General features: G+C 43.8%; 9 protein-coding genes and 1 riboswitch. Of the genes, 2 read left to right on the forward strand and 7 right to left on the reverse strand.

The window, feature by feature from the left end; all coding sequences use genetic code 11:
* Positions 1-8: 8 nt before the first annotated feature.
* From AAZR19_RS11930 to AAZR19_RS11960, 7 genes are all read right to left on the reverse strand, one after another.
* The gene (locus tag AAZR19_RS11930) at positions 9-10,721 is read right to left on the reverse strand and encodes an amino acid adenylation domain-containing protein (protein WP_434703263.1); all 10,713 of its coding nucleotides are present in this window, start codon (positions 10,719-10,721) and stop codon (positions 9-11) included.
* A 145-nt stretch (positions 10,722-10,866) separates the two neighbouring features.
* Positions 10,867-10,960, reverse strand: a riboswitch (cyclic di-GMP riboswitch).
* Positions 10,961-11,328: 368 nt separating this feature from the next.
* Entirely contained in the window at positions 11,329-12,132 is an 804-nt protein-coding gene (locus tag AAZR19_RS11935) for an ABC transporter permease (RefSeq protein ID WP_024424298.1), read from the reverse strand.
* Positions 12,125-12,994 carry an ABC transporter permease gene (locus tag AAZR19_RS11940; protein ID WP_024424299.1) on the reverse strand — a complete coding sequence of 290 codons (870 nt, stop codon included), beginning with the start codon at positions 12,992-12,994 and terminating at the stop codon, positions 12,125-12,127. Before AAZR19_RS11940 ends, AAZR19_RS11935 begins: the two co-directional genes overlap by 8 nt.
* Positions 12,994-14,085, reverse strand: coding sequence for an ABC transporter ATP-binding protein (locus tag AAZR19_RS11945; protein ID WP_076840708.1), 1,092 nt, complete (start codon positions 14,083-14,085; stop codon positions 12,994-12,996). The genes AAZR19_RS11940 and AAZR19_RS11945 overlap by 1 nt, the downstream gene beginning before the upstream one ends.
* Positions 14,086-14,093: 8 nt before the next feature.
* On the reverse strand, positions 14,094-15,179 hold the full coding sequence (locus AAZR19_RS11950; protein ID WP_218676885.1) for an ABC transporter substrate-binding protein: 1,086 nt from the start codon (positions 15,177-15,179) through the stop codon (positions 14,094-14,096).
* Positions 15,176-17,164 carry a hydantoinase B/oxoprolinase family protein gene (locus AAZR19_RS11955; RefSeq protein WP_075622323.1) on the reverse strand — a complete coding sequence of 663 codons (1,989 nt, stop codon included), beginning with the start codon at positions 17,162-17,164 and terminating at the stop codon, positions 15,176-15,178. Before AAZR19_RS11955 ends, AAZR19_RS11950 begins: the two co-directional genes overlap by 4 nt.
* Positions 17,154-19,223 carry a hydantoinase/oxoprolinase family protein gene (locus AAZR19_RS11960; RefSeq protein WP_075622322.1) on the reverse strand — a complete coding sequence of 690 codons (2,070 nt, stop codon included), beginning with the start codon at positions 19,221-19,223 and terminating at the stop codon, positions 17,154-17,156. Before AAZR19_RS11960 ends, AAZR19_RS11955 begins: the two co-directional genes overlap by 11 nt.
* Before the next feature lie 367 nt (positions 19,224-19,590).
* Here AAZR19_RS11960 and AAZR19_RS11965 point away from each other — a divergent pair, with 367 nt between their 5' ends.
* Together AAZR19_RS11965 and AAZR19_RS11970 are read left to right on the forward strand one after the other, a co-directional pair.
* Positions 19,591-20,019: a NucA/NucB deoxyribonuclease domain-containing protein gene (locus AAZR19_RS11965; RefSeq protein ID WP_041106613.1), complete on the forward strand. Its 429-nt coding sequence runs from the start codon at positions 19,591-19,593 to the stop codon at positions 20,017-20,019.
* A 128-nt stretch (positions 20,020-20,147) separates the two neighbouring features.
* A complete protein-coding gene (locus AAZR19_RS11970; protein WP_041106616.1) occupies positions 20,148-21,845 on the forward strand; it encodes a methyl-accepting chemotaxis protein in 1,698 nt (565 codons plus the stop codon).
* The last annotated feature ends 112 nt before the right edge of the window (positions 21,846-21,957 follow it).

A 21,957-nucleotide genomic window follows, 5' to 3' on the forward strand; every position in this document is an offset into this window, starting at 1 on the left:
ATTTTTGCTTAAAATAGATCCATTAGCTTTTCAAGTTCGTCCATGGTGAGATCCTCATCCCCCACATCACTAGGTGTGATCTGACTCTCATCCTGTGATAGACAATGTGAGATCAGTGCCTTCACATTCTTTTCTAAGAGTTCCTTGAACTGTTCGATCGTACGTTCTTCGAATTCAAGGTGATGATAGGAAATCGTCACATGGAGCACTGCTTGTTCTACGAAACCAACAATATCCAGCGCATGAGGTTTCTCAGATTCAGGGCTCAGCGATTGTCCTGCATGCCATGGAGAGCGCCTCAATTCACCGCCGCCGATCTGTTCATCAAACTGACCAAGATAGTTAAAGCTGATATCTGGTGTGACTTGAAAATCGATATCGTCCTTCATCTTGTCAGGCGTTAAGTATTTTAAAACGCCATAGCCGATGCCCTTGTTCGGAATGTGTCTGAGTTCCTCTTTTAAATACTTGATCTGATAAGAAAGATCGTCTGCATGCGACATATCCAATAACACAGGATACATACTAGTAAACCAGCCGATGGTCCGTGATACATTAACCGCAGGGAGGATGTCCTCTCTCCCGTGCCCTTCAAGATGAATAAAGTGCCTGTCTTCACCTGTCCACTCTTTCATGGACAACCCTAATGCCGTCAGCAAAATATCATTGATTTCTGTTTGGTAGGCTTCATGTACATCCGTCAACAGACTGCGTGTTTCCTCTTCAGACAATGTAAAACGAACGGTCTGTGTATGAAGCATTCGTTGATCCTCCGTGACATGATCCTTTTGAAGCGGAGGAGCGGAATGCGCAAGCACCTTTTTCCAATAATCTCTTTCCGATAGCAGCTCATCTGACACAGCGTATTCAGTCAGCTTCTGGGCATATTCTTGGAAGGAGTGTGTTTTTTCAGGAAGGGTAAGAGTTTCCCCGCGCTTCGACTGTTCATAAAGAGCCATGAAATCTTCAAGGAAAATGCGCCATGACACACCATCAATGACAAGATGGTGCACAGCAAGCAATAAATGATCCCCTTGATCCGTTCGGAAAATGGCAGGTCTCACTAAAGGCCCGTCTGCTAGCGATATACTCGCCTGCACTTCATTTGCCAGCTTTTCTACCTGCTGGATTTGCTGTGACAGCTCTCCTTTTACTTCCACCACATCAATTGCTACATTGTTTTCCTCGATTCCTCGATGACGCTGGATGACGCGCCCTTCTTCGAGCGGATACACCATTCGCAAGGCATCATGATGAATCATGAGCTGTTCCAGTACTTGCTGAACGTTTTTCTCATTTAAACCATTTGGCGCATGAAGCATCATCGATTGGTTCCAGTGATGCTGATTCGTAAAGCTTCGTTCAAAGAACCAGCGCTGAATCGGTGTAAAAATGACTTCTCCTTCGACAGGTGATTGGTCGGCTGTGAGGAGATCGACTTCCTCTATATATGGGCGCAGCTCTGCAATGGTCGGATACTGGAATAGAAGTTTCATATCGAGCTTCCAGCCTGCTTGCGTGAGTCTGCTTGCCATTTGGATGCCTTTAATCGAATCTCCTCCAAGGAAGAAGAAGTGATCGTGAATGCCGACTTGGCTGACGCCAAGGACATCTTCCCAAATGCCGCAAAGCAGTGTTTCCACTTCATCTCTTGGGGCTTCGTATATCGTTTGGTTCGCTTCGATATCAGGAGCTGGCAATGCTTTGAGATCAACTTTTCCATTGGCCGTCATTGGAAATTGGTCTAGCTTTATGATCCATGATGGCACCATGTATTCAGGCAGTGTGCGTTTTAGGCTTTCTTTTAATTCCTCAGTATCTGTATCGTTTTCCGTAATCACGTAAGCGGCAAGGGCATCCTGATCACTCGCATCTTTGACCGTTGTCACGACGGCTTCTTTGACCGAATCCAGCGTCAAAAGCTGGGCTTCAATTTCTGACAGCTCAATACGGAAGCCGCGGATGTTGACCTGATGGTCTTTTCTGCCGAGATAAATCAGCTCACCACCCTCTATCCATTTCACTAAATCGCCTGTGCGGTACATGCGCTCGCCTGGAAAAAATGGATCTGGGACAAATCGTTTGTCGGTTTCCTCTGGAAGATTCCAGTAGCCTCTTGCCAATCCTTTTCCTGCAATCACAAGCTCACCCGGTACGCCTGGCGGCGACAGGTCATATAACGAACCCATGATGTAGAAACGTGTATTGGCAATCGCAGTTCCAATCGGAAGCGTGCCTTGATCTGGATTGATGACTCCGCTTGTCGCTACGACTGTATTTTCAGTCGGACCGTAGTTATTGACGAGCTTATATGGAACAGGCTTTACCTGTTTCAGCTTGTCTCCGCCTGTCAGTAAGTAGCGCAGAGAATGGTTGTCCATTGACATAAACTGCTCACAAAGCTGTGTTGGCAGGAAGGCAATGGTGATGTCTTCTTCATTGAAATACGTATTGAGCTTGATCATATCGAGACGAATTGCCTCATCGATAATGTGCAGCTCTGCGCCGGCGATCCACGTCGGGAACATCTCCCAAATGGAAGCGTCAAAGCCAAAGCCGGCATATTTCGCAGTTCGATCCTTGTTCGTCACTTGGAACGCATCATTGTGCCAGAACGCAAGATTCACAAGGGACTGGTGCTCGACCATGACACCTTTCGGCTGTCCCGTCGTCCCAGAGGTATAAATCATGTAGGCAAGATCATTTGGTTTGATATGAACCTGAATTTCGTGAGCGTCTCCCTCTACCGCATCTTCTATGAACAGGACATGACCTGTGAATGAAGCTGGTGCAGTAAGTCCTTTCTGAATCAGAAGCACCTCTGCCCCGCAGTCTTCCAGCATGTACGCAATACGCTGCCCCGGATAATCCACATCAATTGGAACGAATGCCGCACCTGCCTTGAGGACACCAAGAACAGCGGCTGTCATGTCAAGAGATGGGCGGGTGAGAATACCGACGCGGTCTCCTGGTTTTGTGCCGCTTGAGATGAGTCTTGAAGCGACTACATTCGCACGGCTGTTCAACTCTTTATACGTCCAGCTCATTCCGCAGAAGGTCGCTGCTTTTTGATGAGGTGTTTCTTGTGCCTTAGACTCAATTAGCGCGTGAACGGTTTGATTTGACGGGACGTCTAGGTCTGGTCCTGACCATTCATTCAGCTGTTTTTGCTGCTGCTGCGGTGACAATAATTGCATTTGATCTAGCGATTGATTTGGCGCTGATACCATTTGTTCCAGCAAATGAAGGAAATATTCTTTCCACTTTTCAATTGACGTCTTTTGAAAGATAGAACAATTAAAATCAAACACGAGCTCAATTTGATCTGAGGATTCGTTTCCAGTTAAGGTTAAATCAAATTTGGCGATATTCTCTTCGAATGGCTGTGGAACAATGTGAAGCCCATCCATTGATAAATCACGAATATCCGCATTTTCCATGGAGAATACCACGTCAAAAATTGGATGGCGGCTTGTGTCTCGAACCGTTTGCACCTGATCTACCAATTCTTCAAATGGGTACAGCTGATGCTCGTTTGCCTCTAACACAAGCTGATGAACATTTGACGCAAATTCAGCAGCTGTCTGATGTCCTGATGGTCTTGTTCTAAGTGCCAGCGTGTTCACAAACATGCCGATCACAGATTGAATATCAGGATGGGTTCTGCCGACAACCGGAGAACCAATAATGATATCCTCTTGTCTTGAAAGCTTGCTTAAAAGAATACTGTAGCCAGCAAGCAGGACTGTATAGGTCGTACTGTTGAGCGCTCTAACGAGTTCGTCCAATTTCGCTTTAAGCGAACCTTCGATTGTAAATGAGACACGATCTCCTGAGAATGTTTGCACTTTTGGCCTTGGCAGGTCTTCCGGCAGTGCCAGTACAGGCAGTTCCCCTTGTAATTGATTCAGCCAGAAAGCCTCTTCAGCTGCTTTTTGCGCAGCAGATGCCTCACTTTTTGACCAAACTGCATAATCCTTATATTGAACAGGTAATTCCTCTAGTTTTTCTCCTCGATACAGGGCTGATAGCTCCTCAATTAAAATGCCAACAGACGCACCATCTGAAATGATATGATGCATATCAATCAGTAAATAATGGACATTTACGGAGACGGAAACCAGTCCTATTCTTAGTAAAGGCGCTTTTTCTACATCAAATGGCCTGATAAATTCATTCATCAATTCCTGTATGTCCCGGCCGTTCTGTTCAATTTTTTCAATGTCTATAGAGACATTTGTTTCAATCCGTTGAACAGGTTCATTCTGAACAAAATCAAAGCTCGTTCGGAAAGCTTCATGACGTTGGACTAGCTGATCAATTGCCTTTTCAAATCGTTTTTCATCAAAGACACCTTCTAGCTTTAAGGCAGCCGGCATATGATAGCTTTGCTCCGCATCAGTCATTTTCTCCAAAACAAACAGTCTTTTCTGAGCAGATGTCACTGGATAATAGGCCGCCTCTTTGGCAACTTCCACTCGCTTGATCTCCGTTTGATCCGCTTGATCAACCGCAAGGGCGAACGCTTCTAATGTTGGGGATTCAAATAAAGACTTCAAAGAGAGCTCCACCTGCATCTCTTCATACAGCCTGTTCAGCATTTTCATGCCGCGCAGCGAATGGCCCCCGCATTCAAAGAAATGATCATGCCTGCCGATTCGCGGCACTTCAAGAACTTCCTCCCAAATGTTCGCCAGCAGACGCTCTGTTTCTGTTTGAGGAGAGGTGTATTCATTTGCCCCCTGCTCACTGAGATCAGGTGCCGGCAGCGCCCGCCTATCGACCTTGCCATTATTCGTCAAAGGAAGCTCGTCTAATTGCATGAAAAATGCCGGCATCATATATACAGGCAGTTCACGCCCTGCTTGCTCGCGCAAATCAGATAATGAAACAGATCCTTCTGCTGTGAAATACGCACATAACGTGTCATTCGAAGCAGCAATGACGACAGCTTCCTTCACCTGAGGATGCCGCAGCAGCTGGTGTTCAATTTCTCCAAGCTCGATACGCTGTCCGCGAATCTTCACTTGATGATCGATCCGTCCAATGAATTCAATATCTCCATTCGGCAGCCAGCGTGCAAGATCGCCCGTTTTATACATGGCCTCTCCAGGGCGGAAAGGATTGTTAACAAACTTTTCGCTTGTTAGTTCTGGCTGCTTATAATATCCTTTCACCAGTCCATCACCAGCGACACATAGCTCTCCCGCCACACCCGGCGGCTGAACATGTCCAAACTCATCTACAATATAAACAGCCGTTTGACTCACTGGCTTTCCGATCGGGATGGATAACGCCTGCTTCTCAATATGATTCACAGGATAATATGTGGTGAATATTGTGCTCTCAGAAGGTCCGTACATATGAACAAGCTTGTCTTTCCCAACTGTCTCAAGTGCAGTCACTACATGAGGCACAGAAGCACGTTCTCCGCCAAACAGCACTTTTCTCACGTTTTTCAGGCTGTCTTTTTTCATATCGATGAGTAAGTGAAAAAGAGCTGTCGTGATCATTAAAATACTTACTTTTTCCTTCTCAATCGCTCCAGAAAGCTCATTCATGTTTAAAATATGGTCCTTTGGCAGAACAATGAGTTTCGCTCCGTTTAATAAAGCACCAAACACATCAAACATAAAGGCATCAAATACATAGTTTGAAATGCTCATCACCGTATCCTCATGATGAACCGTGAGATAATTCGATTGCTTCACCGTTCTCAAAATGTTCCGGTGTGTCACCATATTTCCTTTAGGCTTACCGGTTGTACCAGATGTATAGGTCAAATTCGCTAAGTCCTCAGATAGAATATGAGCATCTATAGGGCTGTCTGACTGCTGTTCAATCGCTCGATCTTCTGTTTCTATGATGGTTCCCTCAAATGAAGTGAGCACCGAGCGATGGCGCAACACTTGATGTGTCAGTAAAAATTGTGCACCGCTGTCTGTTAAAAAGTGCTTCACGCGCTCATCAGGGAAATCGGGGTCAATTGGTACATAGACACCGCCAGCCTTAAGCACAGCCAGAACAGAGAGCACCATTTCATTGGAACGTTCAAAGAATAAGGCCGCTTTCATCCCTTTTTTAAAACCATTTTCACGCAAATAATGAGCCAGCTGATTCACTCGGTCATTCAGCTCTTGATAAGAAAGAACCACATCTTCACATTGCAATGCAGGCTGATGACCATGCTGCTGCACCTGTTTTTCAAACTGCGTCACAATGGTTTCTTCTGCTGGATAAGGCGAAGGTAACGGATTCCACCTATTTAACTGAGCTTCTGCTTCTTGTTCAGACAGTAATCGATAGGATTGGATAGCTTTCTGCGGCGCTTGAACCATCTGCTCCAGCAGATAAACATAATGTTTCATCATCTGCTCTGCCGTACTTCGTTTAAATAGCGCCGTACTGTAATCAAGTACAAAGGATAAACCTTGATCTGACTCCATCGCTTGCAGTGTTAAATCAAATTTCGCAATATGGAAATTGGTTTCTTCAACCTCGACCAGCATATCTCCAATATGCTGAGATGCTCCATGATCCGGCGCGAGTGTAAAGACGGTGTCAAACAATGGATGACGGCTAAAATCTCTTGGCACATTCAGCTTTTCAAGCAGCCGTTCAAATGGATATTGCTGATGCTCAAATGCCTGCATTGTCTTTTTCTTTACTTGCTCAATCAGCTGAGACATGGTTCCATTCGGATCTACCTCAGACCGCAAAGCAAGTGTCTGGACAAACATACCGATCATGTCATTCAAATCTGTATGCACACGCCCTGCCGCCGGTGTTCCGACCACGAATTCCTTTTGACCTGTATATTTGGCAAGCAATGTATAGTAAGCAGAAAGCAAGACCGTATACAGTGTCGTGTGATGGTTTGCTGCAAGCTCCTGTAATTGATTCTTTAACGCTTCATCTATTTCTTTGATGACACGATCACCTGCGAAAGACTGGACAGCTGGACGCTGATAATCGGTCAGCAGCTGTAAAGCAGGAATCTCACCCGAAAATTCTTGCAGCCAAAATGCCTCTTCTTTTTGAAAGCCTTGGTGCTGCTGCCAAACAGCATAATCTTTATATTGAAGCTTCAATGGTGCTTTAACCGATCCCTCGTAAGCATCTGACAGCTCACGCAGCATCAAATCGATCGAAAGACCATCTGAAATCAGATGATGCATATCGAAAAAGAGCAAATGCTCCTGATCATGCAATGACTGCAAACCAATTCGAAGAAGCGGCGCACACTCAAGATCAAAAGGTCTGACAAATTGCTGCATGTTTTCTTCCATCGTACCGCCTGTCAGCTGTTCTATTTGAAAGGACACTGATGAAACGATCCGCTGACGAGGAACACCTTTTATCGTATGAAAAGAAGTGCGCAGCATATCGTGACGTGAGATCAGCCTGTCAAAGGCTTCATTCAGCTTCTCAAGCTGCAGAGTTCCTTTTAACCTCACAACAGCAGGCATATGATATGCAGTGCTTTGCTCCAATTGACTCACCATATAGACGCGCTGCTGTGGAGGCGACAATGGATAATGATCAGCAGCCGGCGCTTTTGGTATCACCGTTTCAGAAGACTTATCTGCTTGCTCAATATAAGCAGCTAGAGCAGCAATCGTCTGCTGTTCAAATAAAACGGAGAGCGGCACCTCCACTTGAAAGTCTCGCTGAACCTTGGTAAGTACGGTCATTGCTTTGAGCGAATGCCCGCCTCGATCGAAGAAAGAATCATATACACCGATCTTCTCTTGATCTAGAATGTCTTCCCACAAATGAACAAGCTTCGTTTCTATATCGTTTCTAGGTGCCGTATAAACAGCATGTACCGCTCTATCACCTTTTAACGCAGCAAGTGCACGACGGTCGACTTTGCCGCTGACTGTGAGTGGAAAAGCATCGAGCTCTTTGAAATAAAGAGGCATCATGTACGCTGGAAGCTGATGTTTGATAGCCGCTTGCAGCATGTCAACAGACACACCTTCATGACGAGCTTGATAATAAGCACTTAACCCCTTTTCTCCATCCGCTTCGTCAACCACTAGCACGACAGCCTTATCAACTCCATCTACCTGCTCCATCACCGCTTCAATCTCGCCTGTTTCTATCCGGTAACCCCTTATTTTCACTTGATCGTCCATTCTGCCAAGATAATCAATCGTGCCATCCGGAAGCCATCTGACTAGATCCCCCGTTCGATACATCCGCTCATGCGGAGAAAACGGATCTGCTGTGAATACCTTCTCCGTCAATTCAGGCTGATTCACATAGCCTCGCCCAACACCTATACCGGCAATGCACAGTTCTCCTGCTGCCCCATGCAGCTGTAATTGATCATATTCATTTAAAATATAAACACGATGATGACCAAGCGGTTTTCCAATCGACACATAGCGCTGTTCAGTTGATTCACTCAGCTCACTGAGATCTAGACGATGCACCGCCGCATCCACACACGTCTCCGTTGGACCATACACATTCCACAGAGTAAAATCAGGCTGACTCATACGAACTGCTTCGATGAGTGAACGTGCTGCTTTCGCAGGCAGCGCTTCTCCCCCAATCAACATGTGCGTCAATGACAGCCCGTCCAAATCCGCAGCAAGTAAAAGCTGCACATGCGCCGGTGTTCCATCTGCCGCTTCAATTTGATGTTTTCTGTAATAAACCGCTAGCTGCATGCCATTTCTCGTCGTTTCTCGCGGGATGATATGAAGCGTATGTCCAAATAAAAGGGCAGCAAAGATTTGTTTGACCGATGCATCGAAATGGAATGGGGCTAGAAGCGCCATTTGTAGCTCATTCGCCCCTTGATAAATCTCATGATGCAAAGCATGGACCAAATGATGAAGCTGAAGATGCTCAATCATGACGCCCTTCGGCTTTCCAGTCGTACCCGATGTATAAATCATGTAGGCTAAATCCTCCGGCGCCGTCTGATCGACAAGCTCAGGCAGCCGTCCATCATCTAATAATATTTGCTGCTGCACGATCAATTTTTCCGAAAGGGCTGGGTACTCTTGAATGAACGATTCATCTGTTAACACAATAGAAGCACCTGAATCTTCCACAATAAATTGAATGCGCTCCTCAGGTAATGCCGGATCAATTGGTACATATGCCCCGCCAGCCTTTAGTATGCCGAAGACTGCTACCATGGCATCTGTCTTCCGCTCCATCAAAACAGCAACAGGCACATCACGTGAGATACCTTTCATTTGTAAAAAACGTGCCAGCTTTTCTGCCTGTTGTTGCAGCTCTCCATAAGTAATTGTTCCATTTTCTGCTACAACGGCTGTCCGGTCTGCATATTTGTTAGCTGTCTCATCAAACATGTGATGAACCGGTTTTGCTGCTGGCCTTTCAAACGATTCTCCTTCAGATAATTGCAGCAGCTCCTTTTGTTCACATGCTGAAAGTAAAGGCAGTGTCCCGATCAGCTGATCAGGCTGAGAGACGGCCGCTTCTAGTAATATCAAGAATCGATCAAACATCTTACTCATTTCTTCTTCTGTGAATACATCTGTACGGTAATCCAAATCAATGGTCAATATATCAGTATCCCAGCGGTCTTTTACATGTATTGAAATATCATTCATTCCGCTTCCGCTAAAAATCGGTTCAGTAATGAACGACAGATTCTCTTTTTTCTGCCACTGCATCACCTGATACTCTAAAGAAATATCAAAAAGGCGTCCTGTAAACCCTTCTCTTTCCCGCAAATCATTCATGAGCAAATTGTAAGGGTACTTTTGGTGTCGCAAGATCTTCATTTGATCCGCCATGACCTGCTTTACGAAATCAAGAAACGATTGCGACCCTTGAACAGATGCACGCATTGGAATCGTGGATACAAACATCCCAATCATCTTTTTTTCTTTGGCATTCGTCCGGTTGCCCATAAAGGTTCCAAGAACGACATCCTCCATACCGCTAAAGCGATGTAAGTAAATATAGACAGTGGACATAAACATCGAAAGCATACTGACTTTCTGTTCTTCACAAAAAACACGAAGCTTCTCCTTTAAAGAATCTGGAACATCCCCTGAAAATCGCTCCGCATGCAAACTCATCTCGTATCCCTTATGCGGTTTTAAAGATGCGAAGTCTGGAATATGAGCAAATTGCTCATTCCAAAAAGCTTGGTCTTTTTGAAAACGTTTAGAAGATTCATAGGTCTGCTCACTCATGATGTGATCAACGAAGGAAATCTCCTCAACTGGTGAGATGTCTACTCCTTGCAGCATGTCATGATATAAATCAATAATGCGATTTCCCATTAAAATGATGGAAATACCATCCGCGACAATATGATGTGCTTTACAGAACAGCCAGCACTCTTGATCACTGATTTGAAACACCGTAAATTCAATCAAAGGGCTGTCAATCAATGGCATCGGCTCACGAATCTGCTCGTTTGCCCAAACCCTTACTTCCTCTTCACTCCAGCCCTTTTCCATGCGAATCGGCTGTTTTTCATAAGGTTTGATATATTGAACAGGCTCCTCCTCTTCATCTCGATACACGAGCCTCAGCCGAAGAGAGTCAGTTTGTCGAATGTACGCTTGAAGCACATCGACGACCAAAGAAGAATCGAGACCAGATGCCGATCTCAACCTGGCGAATCCACCCAAATTAGAAATACTTGTACCTGGATAAAATCTTTCCGTGTAGAATACTCGCTTTTGCGCATGTGTTAAGGGGTAATAAACTGTATTCATTCTCATCCTCCGCCTCTTCTATGTTTTCTCCACCAATTTCACCCTGCACCCTCTATATCAAAAGAACCAAGTCTATTTCATTAAAATAGACGGTTAAACAGAAAAGGAGCCCACCCCGAATAAAACGGAGGGACTCCCATTTTCATTCGGTAGCCTGCCGACCTTAGCAAAAAAAGAATCATTTACCTTAGGACATGGCTTTGCGTCTCTATGTTTCCATAGATTTGCCTTTTTCTTCTTTTCTTTTAGATATTTTCTATTTACGTCCACTTTATATGAAAATATTGTTTTTTTCACCGAAAAATGGGTGTAAAGATTCATGCGTTATACCGAAGGGATCCTGTGAGAGTTGACGATATTTACCGAAAATAACTAATAATAGTTGCGTTCAACCGAAAATAATCGACTAAATACCGCAAAAATTTCATATTTTCCCTTAAATTTTGAAAATATGACCGAAAATGTAGGATAGAGGTCTCCTTGCGTTCCCCGCAAATTCTTAAATCTTAAGAACTATATTCCCTAAAAAAAATGAATTTTTTTACTGTAAAAACAACAAAAAAAGAGTTGTCATTTCAAATGACAACTCCTTGTTTCTTCATTATATTTACATCACCTTAGACAGACCAATCGTTTTTTCAATAATGAGCAGCGCAATGATAGAAATGATAATAAATATGACAGATATCGCATTGACACTTGGATCAAAGGTTTGCTCAATGTAATTAAAGGTCCTGACAGGAATTGTAATGGTTTGAGGAGAGGAAACGAACAAACTGATCGATATTTCCCCAAATGACGTCACAGCAGAAAACACCCCTCCTGCAATGATTCCCGGCTTAATCAAAGGCAATGTGACTCGAAAAAACGTGCGAATGGGTCCTGCGCCAAGATTCATTGAAGCCAGCTCAAGCCGCGGATCTAAATTCGAAACACTTACGCCTACCGTTCGAACCACATAGGGAAAACCAATGATGACGTGACCAATGACGAGCGCCCACAAAGACCCTGTAAAGCCCATAGCCGTAAACAAGTAAAGCATTGCAATCCCTAACACCACCTGAGGAATCATGAGAGGTGACAGAATGAAAGCTTGGACAGCCTCCTTTCCCTTAAAGGAAAGCCTTGCTAAAGCATACGAAGCCATTGTCCCTAAAAGAACCGTGAGAGGCGTCACGATGAACAGCAGAATCACACTGATCCGAAGAGATTCCATCCATTCTGGATTTGACACGACCTCATGAAACCAGCGCACAGAGAACGAAGTCGGTGGAAATTCAGGAAAGGCATTTGGACTAAAAGCAGATAGGACGATCACAAGAACAGGTATGGTTAAAAAAAGATAAACCAATGACCCAGCAGTCCAAATCAGGATGGAAAGCAAGCGGTCACCTATTGACTTTTTACGCATGCATCCTCGCCTCCCAACGCTTCAATAAATAGCTTAATAGACTGACTACCACAAGCACACAAACCAATAATGTAAAGGACATAGCTGCAGCAAGAGGCAAATTATACACCTGCATGACCTGCTGATAAATTGACAGCGGCAGCAGCGGCTGCATCCGTCCGCCGACTAACAGCGGGGTGATATAACTTCCTGCTGCCAGTGAGAAGACGATGATCGCGCCAGTCACCATGCCTGGAATGGTCAATGGTAAGGTGACATGAAAAAAGGTTCGAATCCGGCCAGCTCCAAGACTCATAGAAGCCGGTCTTAAGTGACGATCCATATCGGTTAAGCTTGTTGCGATCGGCAGTACTGCAAATGGCAGCATGACTTGGACATAGGCAATAATGACCGCATTCATATTCCACAGCATCGAGAGCGGCTTCTCAATTACCTGTAAATCTAGTAACATGCCATTGATCAGACCATTTTGCGAAAGAAGAACAATCCATGCAAATGTCCGAATCACAACACTTGTCAAAAGCGGCGACACAAGTAAGATATAGAAAAATGCCCGCAGACGCGGATTAGGTGCTTTGACGAGCACGTATGCTGCGGGGTATGCCATCAATAAACAAATCACCGTTGTCTGCAAAGCCACCCACACAGTACTTCCAATCGCCTTTACATATGCATCTGTCGTGAACACATGAATATATTGAGAAAAGCTATACGTTTGTAATGTATTCATCATCGAATCGACATCGCGAAAACTGAGAACGAGCATCATCACAAGCGGAGCTAGTAAAAATACAACAAGAAACAAACAGGCTGGCAGCAGCATAAACCAATGAAATCGTTGATTCTTTTTCTTGATTCGCATCACGTATGCACCTTCGAATCTAAGAAAACGATATCTTCAGGCTGCCAATGGATATGGACGGTTTCTCCAACTTCAGGCAGCTCGGGAAATGCCGCATCAGAAGCATGGACAATGATTTCACCATTATCAAGCCCCACAACCAAACGTAATGAATGCCCAATATAACTCACATCTGACAGCACGCCTGATACATGGTTCGGCTTTACTTCCTCCTGCTCAGAAGAGATGCTGATTCTTTCAGGGCGCAGCATAAGCAGTTGCTTTTCCCTCTTCTCTTGATGTGCCGCAGCCTGCAGCTGAAGATGCTGACCGTTTGAATGGGTTACATGCGGAACTGTAAATGCCACATCAGCTTCATTGTACACGGCCTCAAAGATGTTCACCTGTCCGATGAATTCAGCTACAAATCGGTTGTTTGGCTGGCGGTACACCTCTAAAGGCGTCCCAATCTGCTGAATTCTTCCCTCTCCTAAAATTCCAACCCGATCAGAAAGGCTTAAGGCTTCCTCTTGATCATGTGTCACAAGAATGGTTGTAATCCCGACATTCCTTTGAATATTTCGCAGCTCTGTCTGCATGTTTTTTCTTAGTTTGGCATCCAGGTTGCTGAGCGGTTCATCAAGAAGGAGAACAGACGGCTGAATCGCCAGCGCTCTTGCAATCGCTACCCGCTGCTGCTGACCACCGCTTAATTGGTGGGGCATCCGTTTCGCAAATGCCTCTAATTGAACAAGAGACAAGCTTTCCATCACCTTCTCTTTGATTTCCGCTTTCTTTTTCTTTTGAACCTTTAGCCCGTACGCCACATTATCAAATACAGTCAGATGCGGAAAAAGTGCATAGCTTTGAAAGACCATACCTGTTTTTCTTTGGTAAGGCGGCAAAGCTGTCACATCCTGATCACCAATATAGACGACACCTTTTGTTGGTTCTAAAAAACCGCCAATGATGTTTAATAACGTTGATTTTCCGCAGCCGCTAGGACCAAGAAGGGAGAAAAACTCTCCCTCATTCACCGTAAGACTGACATCGTTGAGAGCAATCTGCTCACCGAAGTGCTGACTGATGTGTTCTAAATGAATTCCACTCATGCGATCACCTATTTTCCTCCGCCTAATACTTCGTTCCATCGATTTGTCCAATTGCCAAGCTCAGAGGTCGCTGTTTCATAATCTACCCAAGTCAGCTTGCTGTAATAATTTTCTCCAACTTTCACTTTCCCCTTAATCTTGTCATTGTATTTCACATCAGAATTAGACATGCCATAATAAGATTTTTCCGAAAAAGCTTCCTGAGCTTCTTTTCCGCTCAAGTAGTTTAATAGTTTGTATGCCGCTTCTTCGTGCTGATTTCCTTTCGTTAAAGCCCAGCTCGCAACAGCTGCAACAGCGCCTTCTTTCGGATATGAGAAACCAATATCCATTCCTTCTTCTTCAAGTGCAAATACTCGCCCGTCCCAATATGGAACAGCCGCGACATCCCCACGTTCTAACAAAGTTTGAATCGATCCTGGATTATCTGGAAAAGCAGCTACATGACCTTTTAATTGCGCGAGACTTTTAAATGCTTTATCAATATCCTTAGGATTTGATTCTGTCCCCCCTTGCGCATGAACAAGTGCAGAAAAAAATTGCAAACCGGCTGAATAAGTCGGAGATGAAATGGCTACCTTCCCTTTCAGCTGACTGCTCCATAGGTCAGTCCAGCTGTTTGGTTCCTGCTTGACGAGGTCTTTTCTATAAGCAATTCCAAGCTGCCCCATACTAAAGCCTGCTGCATATTGTTTTCCATTCACAGTAAGCTTCTTTTGGACAGAACGGTAAAGTTTTTTGACGTTCGGCGCTTGAGCTTCATCGATAGGCGCAAGAACGTTTGCTGCGATACCTCTTTGAATCGTATCAGGCTGTAAGATTAGTAAGTCATATGGTGGATTTTTCCCATTTGACGCTTTTAATTTTGTAAACCATTCAGAATCCGCCCCAGAGACGGTTTGCACTTTAATTCCTGTATCTTTTTCAAACTTTTCAAGGACTGGTTTGATATTCTTTTCCCAATCGCCTCCATATACGCCAACAATCACCGTCTGCTGCTGTTTGCCTTGATCCTTTCCATTTCCCCCACAAGCGGCCAGCAGTACAACGATTGATAGGATGCCTGCAAAAATAGCAATTAATCTTCTTTTCATGATTTATTTCCCCCTTTTTGTCCATTCATTTGACGAAGTGCTTGAGTAATATCTTCCTTTGTTAACGGCTCATTTCTATGACTGAAATGTTGATGAACTGCATGTTTATAGTGCGTACGTTCATTAGCCGGATAGGAACGAAGCTGAACGGCCAGCTCACTGCTGGCTTCGTCCGTCCATACTTTCTCATAAGCTGCTCTTTGTTCTCCGAAATCCCACACGTCAGTAGATGCAGAAACATCAACCTTTTCTCGCACCCTGCTCGTCTGCTCCTCATCAATCTTCCATTCATTTTGGTCTAAATATACTTTCACACCATATTGCTGCAGCGCTCTTTCTTCACTTAATAGACCTGCTTCCACTTCCTGAAGGACTTTTTCTTTCTTTCTGTCAAATGGATTCCCCCAGCCGCCTCCACTTGGTGAAATCAATTGAACGATATCGCCTTTTTCAAGTCGCAGAACATCTATTTTGGGCTGGTCTTGTTTCTCATCATTAGCTGTGATCAGCTTAACCTCACCAACCGATCCTGCTCGGCCGCCCATTAATCCCCAAGGCTGAAACTTCATCCGTTCCATTCCTCGTGCTGTCACCATCGATTCAGGCTTCATCATTTCAAATTCCAAACCAATCGCATGTCCGCCTCGATTTTCACCAGCTCCACCTGTATTCGGCAGAAGTTCATATCGGTGAACATGAATATCAATATGCTGTTCCAAACTCTCAATTGGGGTATTCTTCAAAAAGCCTGACGAATGATCAATACCGTCCACTCCATCAGTACCATTTTGAGCACCGCCGCCTCCGCCTAATGGTTCGACAACGGACATTTTCCTGCCACCCGTTTGATCATCAGGTACAGAGAGAACCACAATGGCAGATTGACCTGCACCTGCTGCCGGCACTGCTTCAGGTAACAGCTTACCAATGGCGCCTAGCACAACATTGTACAGCCTCATCGTAATCGAATGACGAATCCCGACAGAAGCCGGGTATTCTGGATGCACCAGCGTTCCTTTAGGAGAGATCACGTCAATTGGATACGTTATTCCACCATTAATCGGTATAAAAGGATCCTTACTAATGATGTAATTAATCAATCCTTGATAAAGAAAGGAATGCTTCTGACCATTGGTAACAAGGTTAAAGGCTGTTTTTACTTGCGGGTCACACTCAGAAAAATCGAGCGTCAGCCGTTTCCCTTTGATCGTTAGCTTGATTTTCAACCGAATAGGGACGTCTGAGATCATATCATCATCTAAATAATCAGCAAATTCACTCGTTCCATCCGGTATAGCTTCAATGACCTTTCCAGCACGATCCTCGGCTTGCTTCAGCAAGTCTATCATTCCTTGTTTCACTTCGTTTTTTCCGAATTTCTCAATCATTTCTTTTAACCGAATATCTGCTGTATTAACTGCAGCAATCATCGCATTGATATCACCATCATTTAGATGACTAGCGCGGCTGTTAGCTCTTAAAAAGGTACGTACGACCTGATTCTCTTTCCCGCCTTCATAAATTTTTACTGGCGGAATTCTTAATCCTTCTTGATGAACATCCGTTGCTGTCGGTGAAATACTCGAAGGCACAAGTCCACCCACATCACTGACATGAACAAAAGACCAAGCATAGCTTACGATTTCACCATCTACAAAAATTGGCTTAATGATATGGACATCTGGCAGGTGAGTCGCCAAACCATCTGTCGTATAAGGATCATTAGTGATGATAATGTCTCCTGGCTGCATCGGCCCGCTTTCTTCAATCGCTTTTTTTAGACTCAGCCCTAAAAAGATCGTCACACCCACTGTCTTCGGATAAACAAAGAAATCTCCAGAAGGCGTGGCTAATGCTGTCGCAAAGTCAGCAGATTCTTTGACGAAGGTCGTAAATGACGTTCGTTCAATGACATGTCCCATGCCTGATGCAATCGCATTAAAATAACTGCGCATCATCTCAAGCTTTGCTGGATCAGTTCTCATGTAAAGCCGCCTCCTTTGAAATCACTAAGTTACCTGATGGATCAATGCTGCCTGCCCAGTTTGGCAAAATTAATGTTGTTGTATCATCCTGCTCAATAACGGCTGGCCCATTTACAATAGAACCTACTGACAGAGTATCCCGGTTATAAACCGATGCTTCGTATTCTTTTTCCTCTATAAAGATTCGTCTATATTCATATGGTTTCACAGAATGTCCGCTGTTTTCATGAACAGGTGAAAAAGGCAGCGGAGGCGTCTCGCCTATGACTCGAACGCGTAAATGAGTAAACTCGATGTTTGCCTGATCATCCCTATGACCATATTGACGCTGATGCAATTTGTGAAAGGCTTCAATGAGTTGGTGGATGTCTTGTTCTTGCTTTAGCCAATCAATCGATAATGGCAATTCAATCTCAAATGCCTGTCCTTGATAACGTGCGTCTGCTAATAATAGAATAGATGTCTGATTGATATGCTGAATGTCCTGCTGGCTGACCCAATCAGTCGCTTTTCGCGACAGCTTCTCATAATCTTGTTTTAGTTGGTTGATCGAATAGTCTTGTAAGCATATTTTCTTCGACAGCACCGCATCATGAATAAAATCAGCGGTCAGAGCACCTAATGCACATAATGTACCCGGACTCGGAGGAACAACCACATTTTTCGCATGAATTTCTCTCGCAAGAAAATTCGCCACAACCGGTCCTGCTCCGCCAAACGCCAGCAAACTAAAATCTCTAGGGTCAAATCCTTGCTGCTCCATCACATTACTTAATTCTGTGTACATATTGGCTACGGCTACTTGAATGAGCTGGTCAGCCGCCTCTTCAACCGTTTTGTTGAGCTGATCAGCAATTGGCTGAAAGGCCTTTTTCGCCGCAGACAACTGTAATTGTAAATGTCCTCCGGCAAAACGTTCTTGATTGAGATAACCGCATATGAGAAACGCATCAGTTAAAGCTGCTTTTTCTCCCTTTCCATACGAAGCTGGTCCCGGATTTGAGCCAACTGATTCTGGCCCCGCTTTTAGAAGTCCGCCCTGATCAATCCATGCTACCGAACCTCCCCCTGCTCCTATTGAATACATCGCAACAGATGGAAGAATAATTGGGAAGCCTGAAAGCTGATTCGATTGCGCCATTGTAGGCTGTCCATTTTGAATAATCGAGATATCTGCACTCGTCCCCCCAACATCAAAAGTGATCAGGTTGGGTTCACTAGCTGATGCTGCAATTCTCGCCGCACCGATGACACCAGCTGCCGGACCAGAAAAGAGAGTCTTAACAGGCGAGGTTGCCGCACTTTCTGCATCCATTAAACCACCATTTGATTGTGTAATGTATGGAGAAATTGGTACACCTTCTTCCTTCAAACGACTTTTCAGTGTTTGTAAATACTGTTTCACCTTTGGTTGAATGTACAAATTAACAACAGACATCACTGTACGCTCGTATTCCCTCATTTGAGGCCATAATTCAGATGAGGTAAGGACTTCTAACTGTGGATAATGATGATTGATATAGGCTTTTGCCTGTAATTCATGAACTGGGTTTTGATAACTATGTAAAAAAGAAATGACGATACCTGCTAGATTTTTAGATATAACATGCTGGACTGCATCATCTAACTGCTGCAGATTGAGAGGGTTTTTGATCGTACCATCGTGTATCAACCTTTCAGAGATTGGATATACATGCTTCCGAGGTATCAATGGTTCTGGCAAACGAGAATTGAAGTCATAAGGAATGGGTAGTCGTAAACGTTGAAGTGACAATATATCTTGAAATCCTTCTGTCACAAAAAGGGCTAAATCTGCTCCTTTTCGCTGCAATAATGTATTAAGACCGATTGTCATTCCGTGAACGAGGTATTGGATGTTGGATAAATCAACACCTCTTTTTTTTAGAAGATTTAACCCATTGATAATACCTTGGGCTGGGTCATCAGTCACTGTGGGTGTCTTGAGTTCAGTCAGCTCCCCTGTTGCTTCATTTATCAACGATAAATCAGTAAATGTTCCGCCTATGTCTATTCCGAGCCGGTATGAGACATCCGCCATTTGTACTTCCCTCCTACAATGTAATTAGAATCATATTTTGATAAATTACGACATTTTTTGATATTTGACTCCATATTATTAAAGCAGATCGGTCTAGTCAATTTTATTTTTTTGAAATTTCTGTGTGTTAAATTCTTGAAATTAGCTCAAAAAGCAGTGATAAAGCCATTTTGGATGAGCATAATCGTTTTATGATCTACAAAATTAAAATTTTTATGAATTTCTACAAAAATGAAAAACAAGAAATCAAGTAAAATCTGTTTTTTGAATTTTAAAAGGCGTTTTTTCTAAACCAGGAGAAATTGGTAAGTAATTCTGCTATACTTCTGTTTACAAAATACGCAAACAAGAAAGAGAGCCAGCACCTATGAAACTTCTTAAAATGATTCTCTTGCTTTTATTGATTGTTATTGGTGTAGCAACAGGCTATATCCAGCTGGAGCAAGGGAAACAAGAGACAGCGAATTCATCTTATGACAAAACGATTCATTTTCCATCAGACCGCTATCCCGAAACAGCCAAGCACATAGAAGAAGCCATTGATGAAGGTCATTCATCCATTTGTACAATTGACCGTAAACATAGTGATGATCAGAGGGATCGATCATTACATGGCGTTCCAACAAAGCGCGGGTATGATCGTGACGAATGGCCAATGGCAATGTGCAAAGAAGGAGGCACAGGAGCTTCTGTCAAATATGTACGCCCTTCTGATAATAGAGGCGCAGGCTCGTGGGTAAGTCATCAATTATCGGATGATCCTGACGGCACAAGAATTCAATTTATCATCGATTAGCAGCCTTTCCCCTTTTCTATATTAAAAAAATTTTCACATGACTGCATGCAGGTATTTTAAACACTTTTTTCATGCCGATAATCCTTAAGGAGGGATATCCTACCTTATACCTAAAGGAGTTAAAAAGCATGAAGAAAAAGGGAAAACTGAGGCTTGGCGCCAAAATTTTGCTGATCTTTTTAAGTGTCCTCATCATCTTTTCCGCAGTTGTTGGTTATGTGGTGAATCGCGAGATGACAGAAAACATCAAGCAAATGGCAACTGAAAAAGCAAAAGGTGATTTAAAACTAGGCTACGCCTACCTGAATGAAAAAGTAGAAGGCTCGTGGCAGATTAAAGAGGACAAGCTATTCAAAGGAAATACGCAAATTAATGATCATGACACATTGGTTGACCAATTAGCCGAATATACCGGTGATACCATCACGATTTTTCAAGGAAATACCCGCGTTGCTACAAATGTCATGTTAAACGGGAAACGAGCTGTAGGTACAGAAGTCTCTCCTGAAGTGAAGACCACTGTTTTAGATAAAGGAGAAAACTATTACGGCACAGCAAATGTTGCCGGGAAAGACTATCAAACGGCTTATATGCCGATCAAAAATGAAGCAGGCGAAACAATTGGTATTTTTTATACTGGCGCCAATCAAAGCATGATTTCACAAATGCTTCAGTCATTCTATATACAATTTGTCCTCGTCCTTTTGTTAAGTCTGATCGTTTCGGTCATCATTATTTCTATTTTCACTAAGCGGATTCAGGCACGTCTCAAGCATATGGCTTCTGCCATTAAGAGTGCAGGCGAAGGTGATTTAACCATCAATGTGACGGATACTGCTGGTGATGAATTGTCTGATCTTGCTGGCCATTTCAATAAGATGCGTGAAAAACTAAATCAAACCATTCTAAATGTCATGAACACGTCTGAATTAGTGGCCACATCCTCTGAGCAGCTGTCAGCTAGCGCAGAAGAAACGAGTGCAGCATCAGAAAAAATCACCTACACGATTCAAGAAGTGGCACAATCTTCAGAAGAACAGTCCGCTCAAATGACAGCTAGTGAGCACAAAATGATTCAAGTATCAAACGAGCTGGCAAACATCACTGAAAATGCAGCACAAATGGCTTCAAGAAGTCACTCCGCACAAGAAGTGGCCCAAAAAGGTGTACACAATATCGGTGAAGTTCATTCACAAATGACGTCTATTGCCAAATCAATTGAAGAAAATGGTACAGCGATTCAAGCATTGGAAACACGTTCAGCTGAAATTGATCATATTTCCAAAGTCATTACAGATATCGCCAGCCAGACAAACCTGCTTGCTCTTAATGCAGCAATTGAAGCAGCACGGGCAGGTGAGCATGGAAAAGGATTTGCTGTTGTCGCAGACGAAGTGAGAAAGCTCGCAGAAGAATCTCAAGCATCATCAAACATGATTTCCCATCTCATTTCTGAAATACAAAAAGAGATGACTCATTCGACGAATGCTATCAAACGAGTAAGAGAGGAAGCGGCTCAAGGGGCTGTACTTATCTCTCATACAGAGGAATCATTTCATGATATCCAGCAGTCGATGAGAGAAATGGCGAATGGCATTAAGCATTTATCAAGTGCAACACAAAAAATCGCAGCTTATACAAACGATGCGAAACAGTCTTTTGCGTCTATTACAGAAGGCGTGAAACGAACGAGTGAACATTCACAGCAAGTAGCCGGTTTAACAGAAGAACAATTTGCTGCAATGGAAGAAGTAACAGCTTCATCAGAAGCGCTTGCCCATTTAGCAGGAGATTTAAAAGCAATGGTCTCGCAATTTCACATCTAGATCCCACACCAAATAGCGCAAGACGGCGACAATCGTCTTGCTGCCTAACTTTCTCCTCAAGAATCACTCTTTAACCATTCACGTTCCAACGAAAATCCATAAATAAAGGAGT

Origin of the sequence: Bacillus sp. Je.9.29.b (assembly GCF_051129925.1) — a bacterium.
Classification (GTDB): domain Bacteria; phylum Bacillota; class Bacilli; order Bacillales; family Bacillaceae; genus Bacillus; species Bacillus safensis.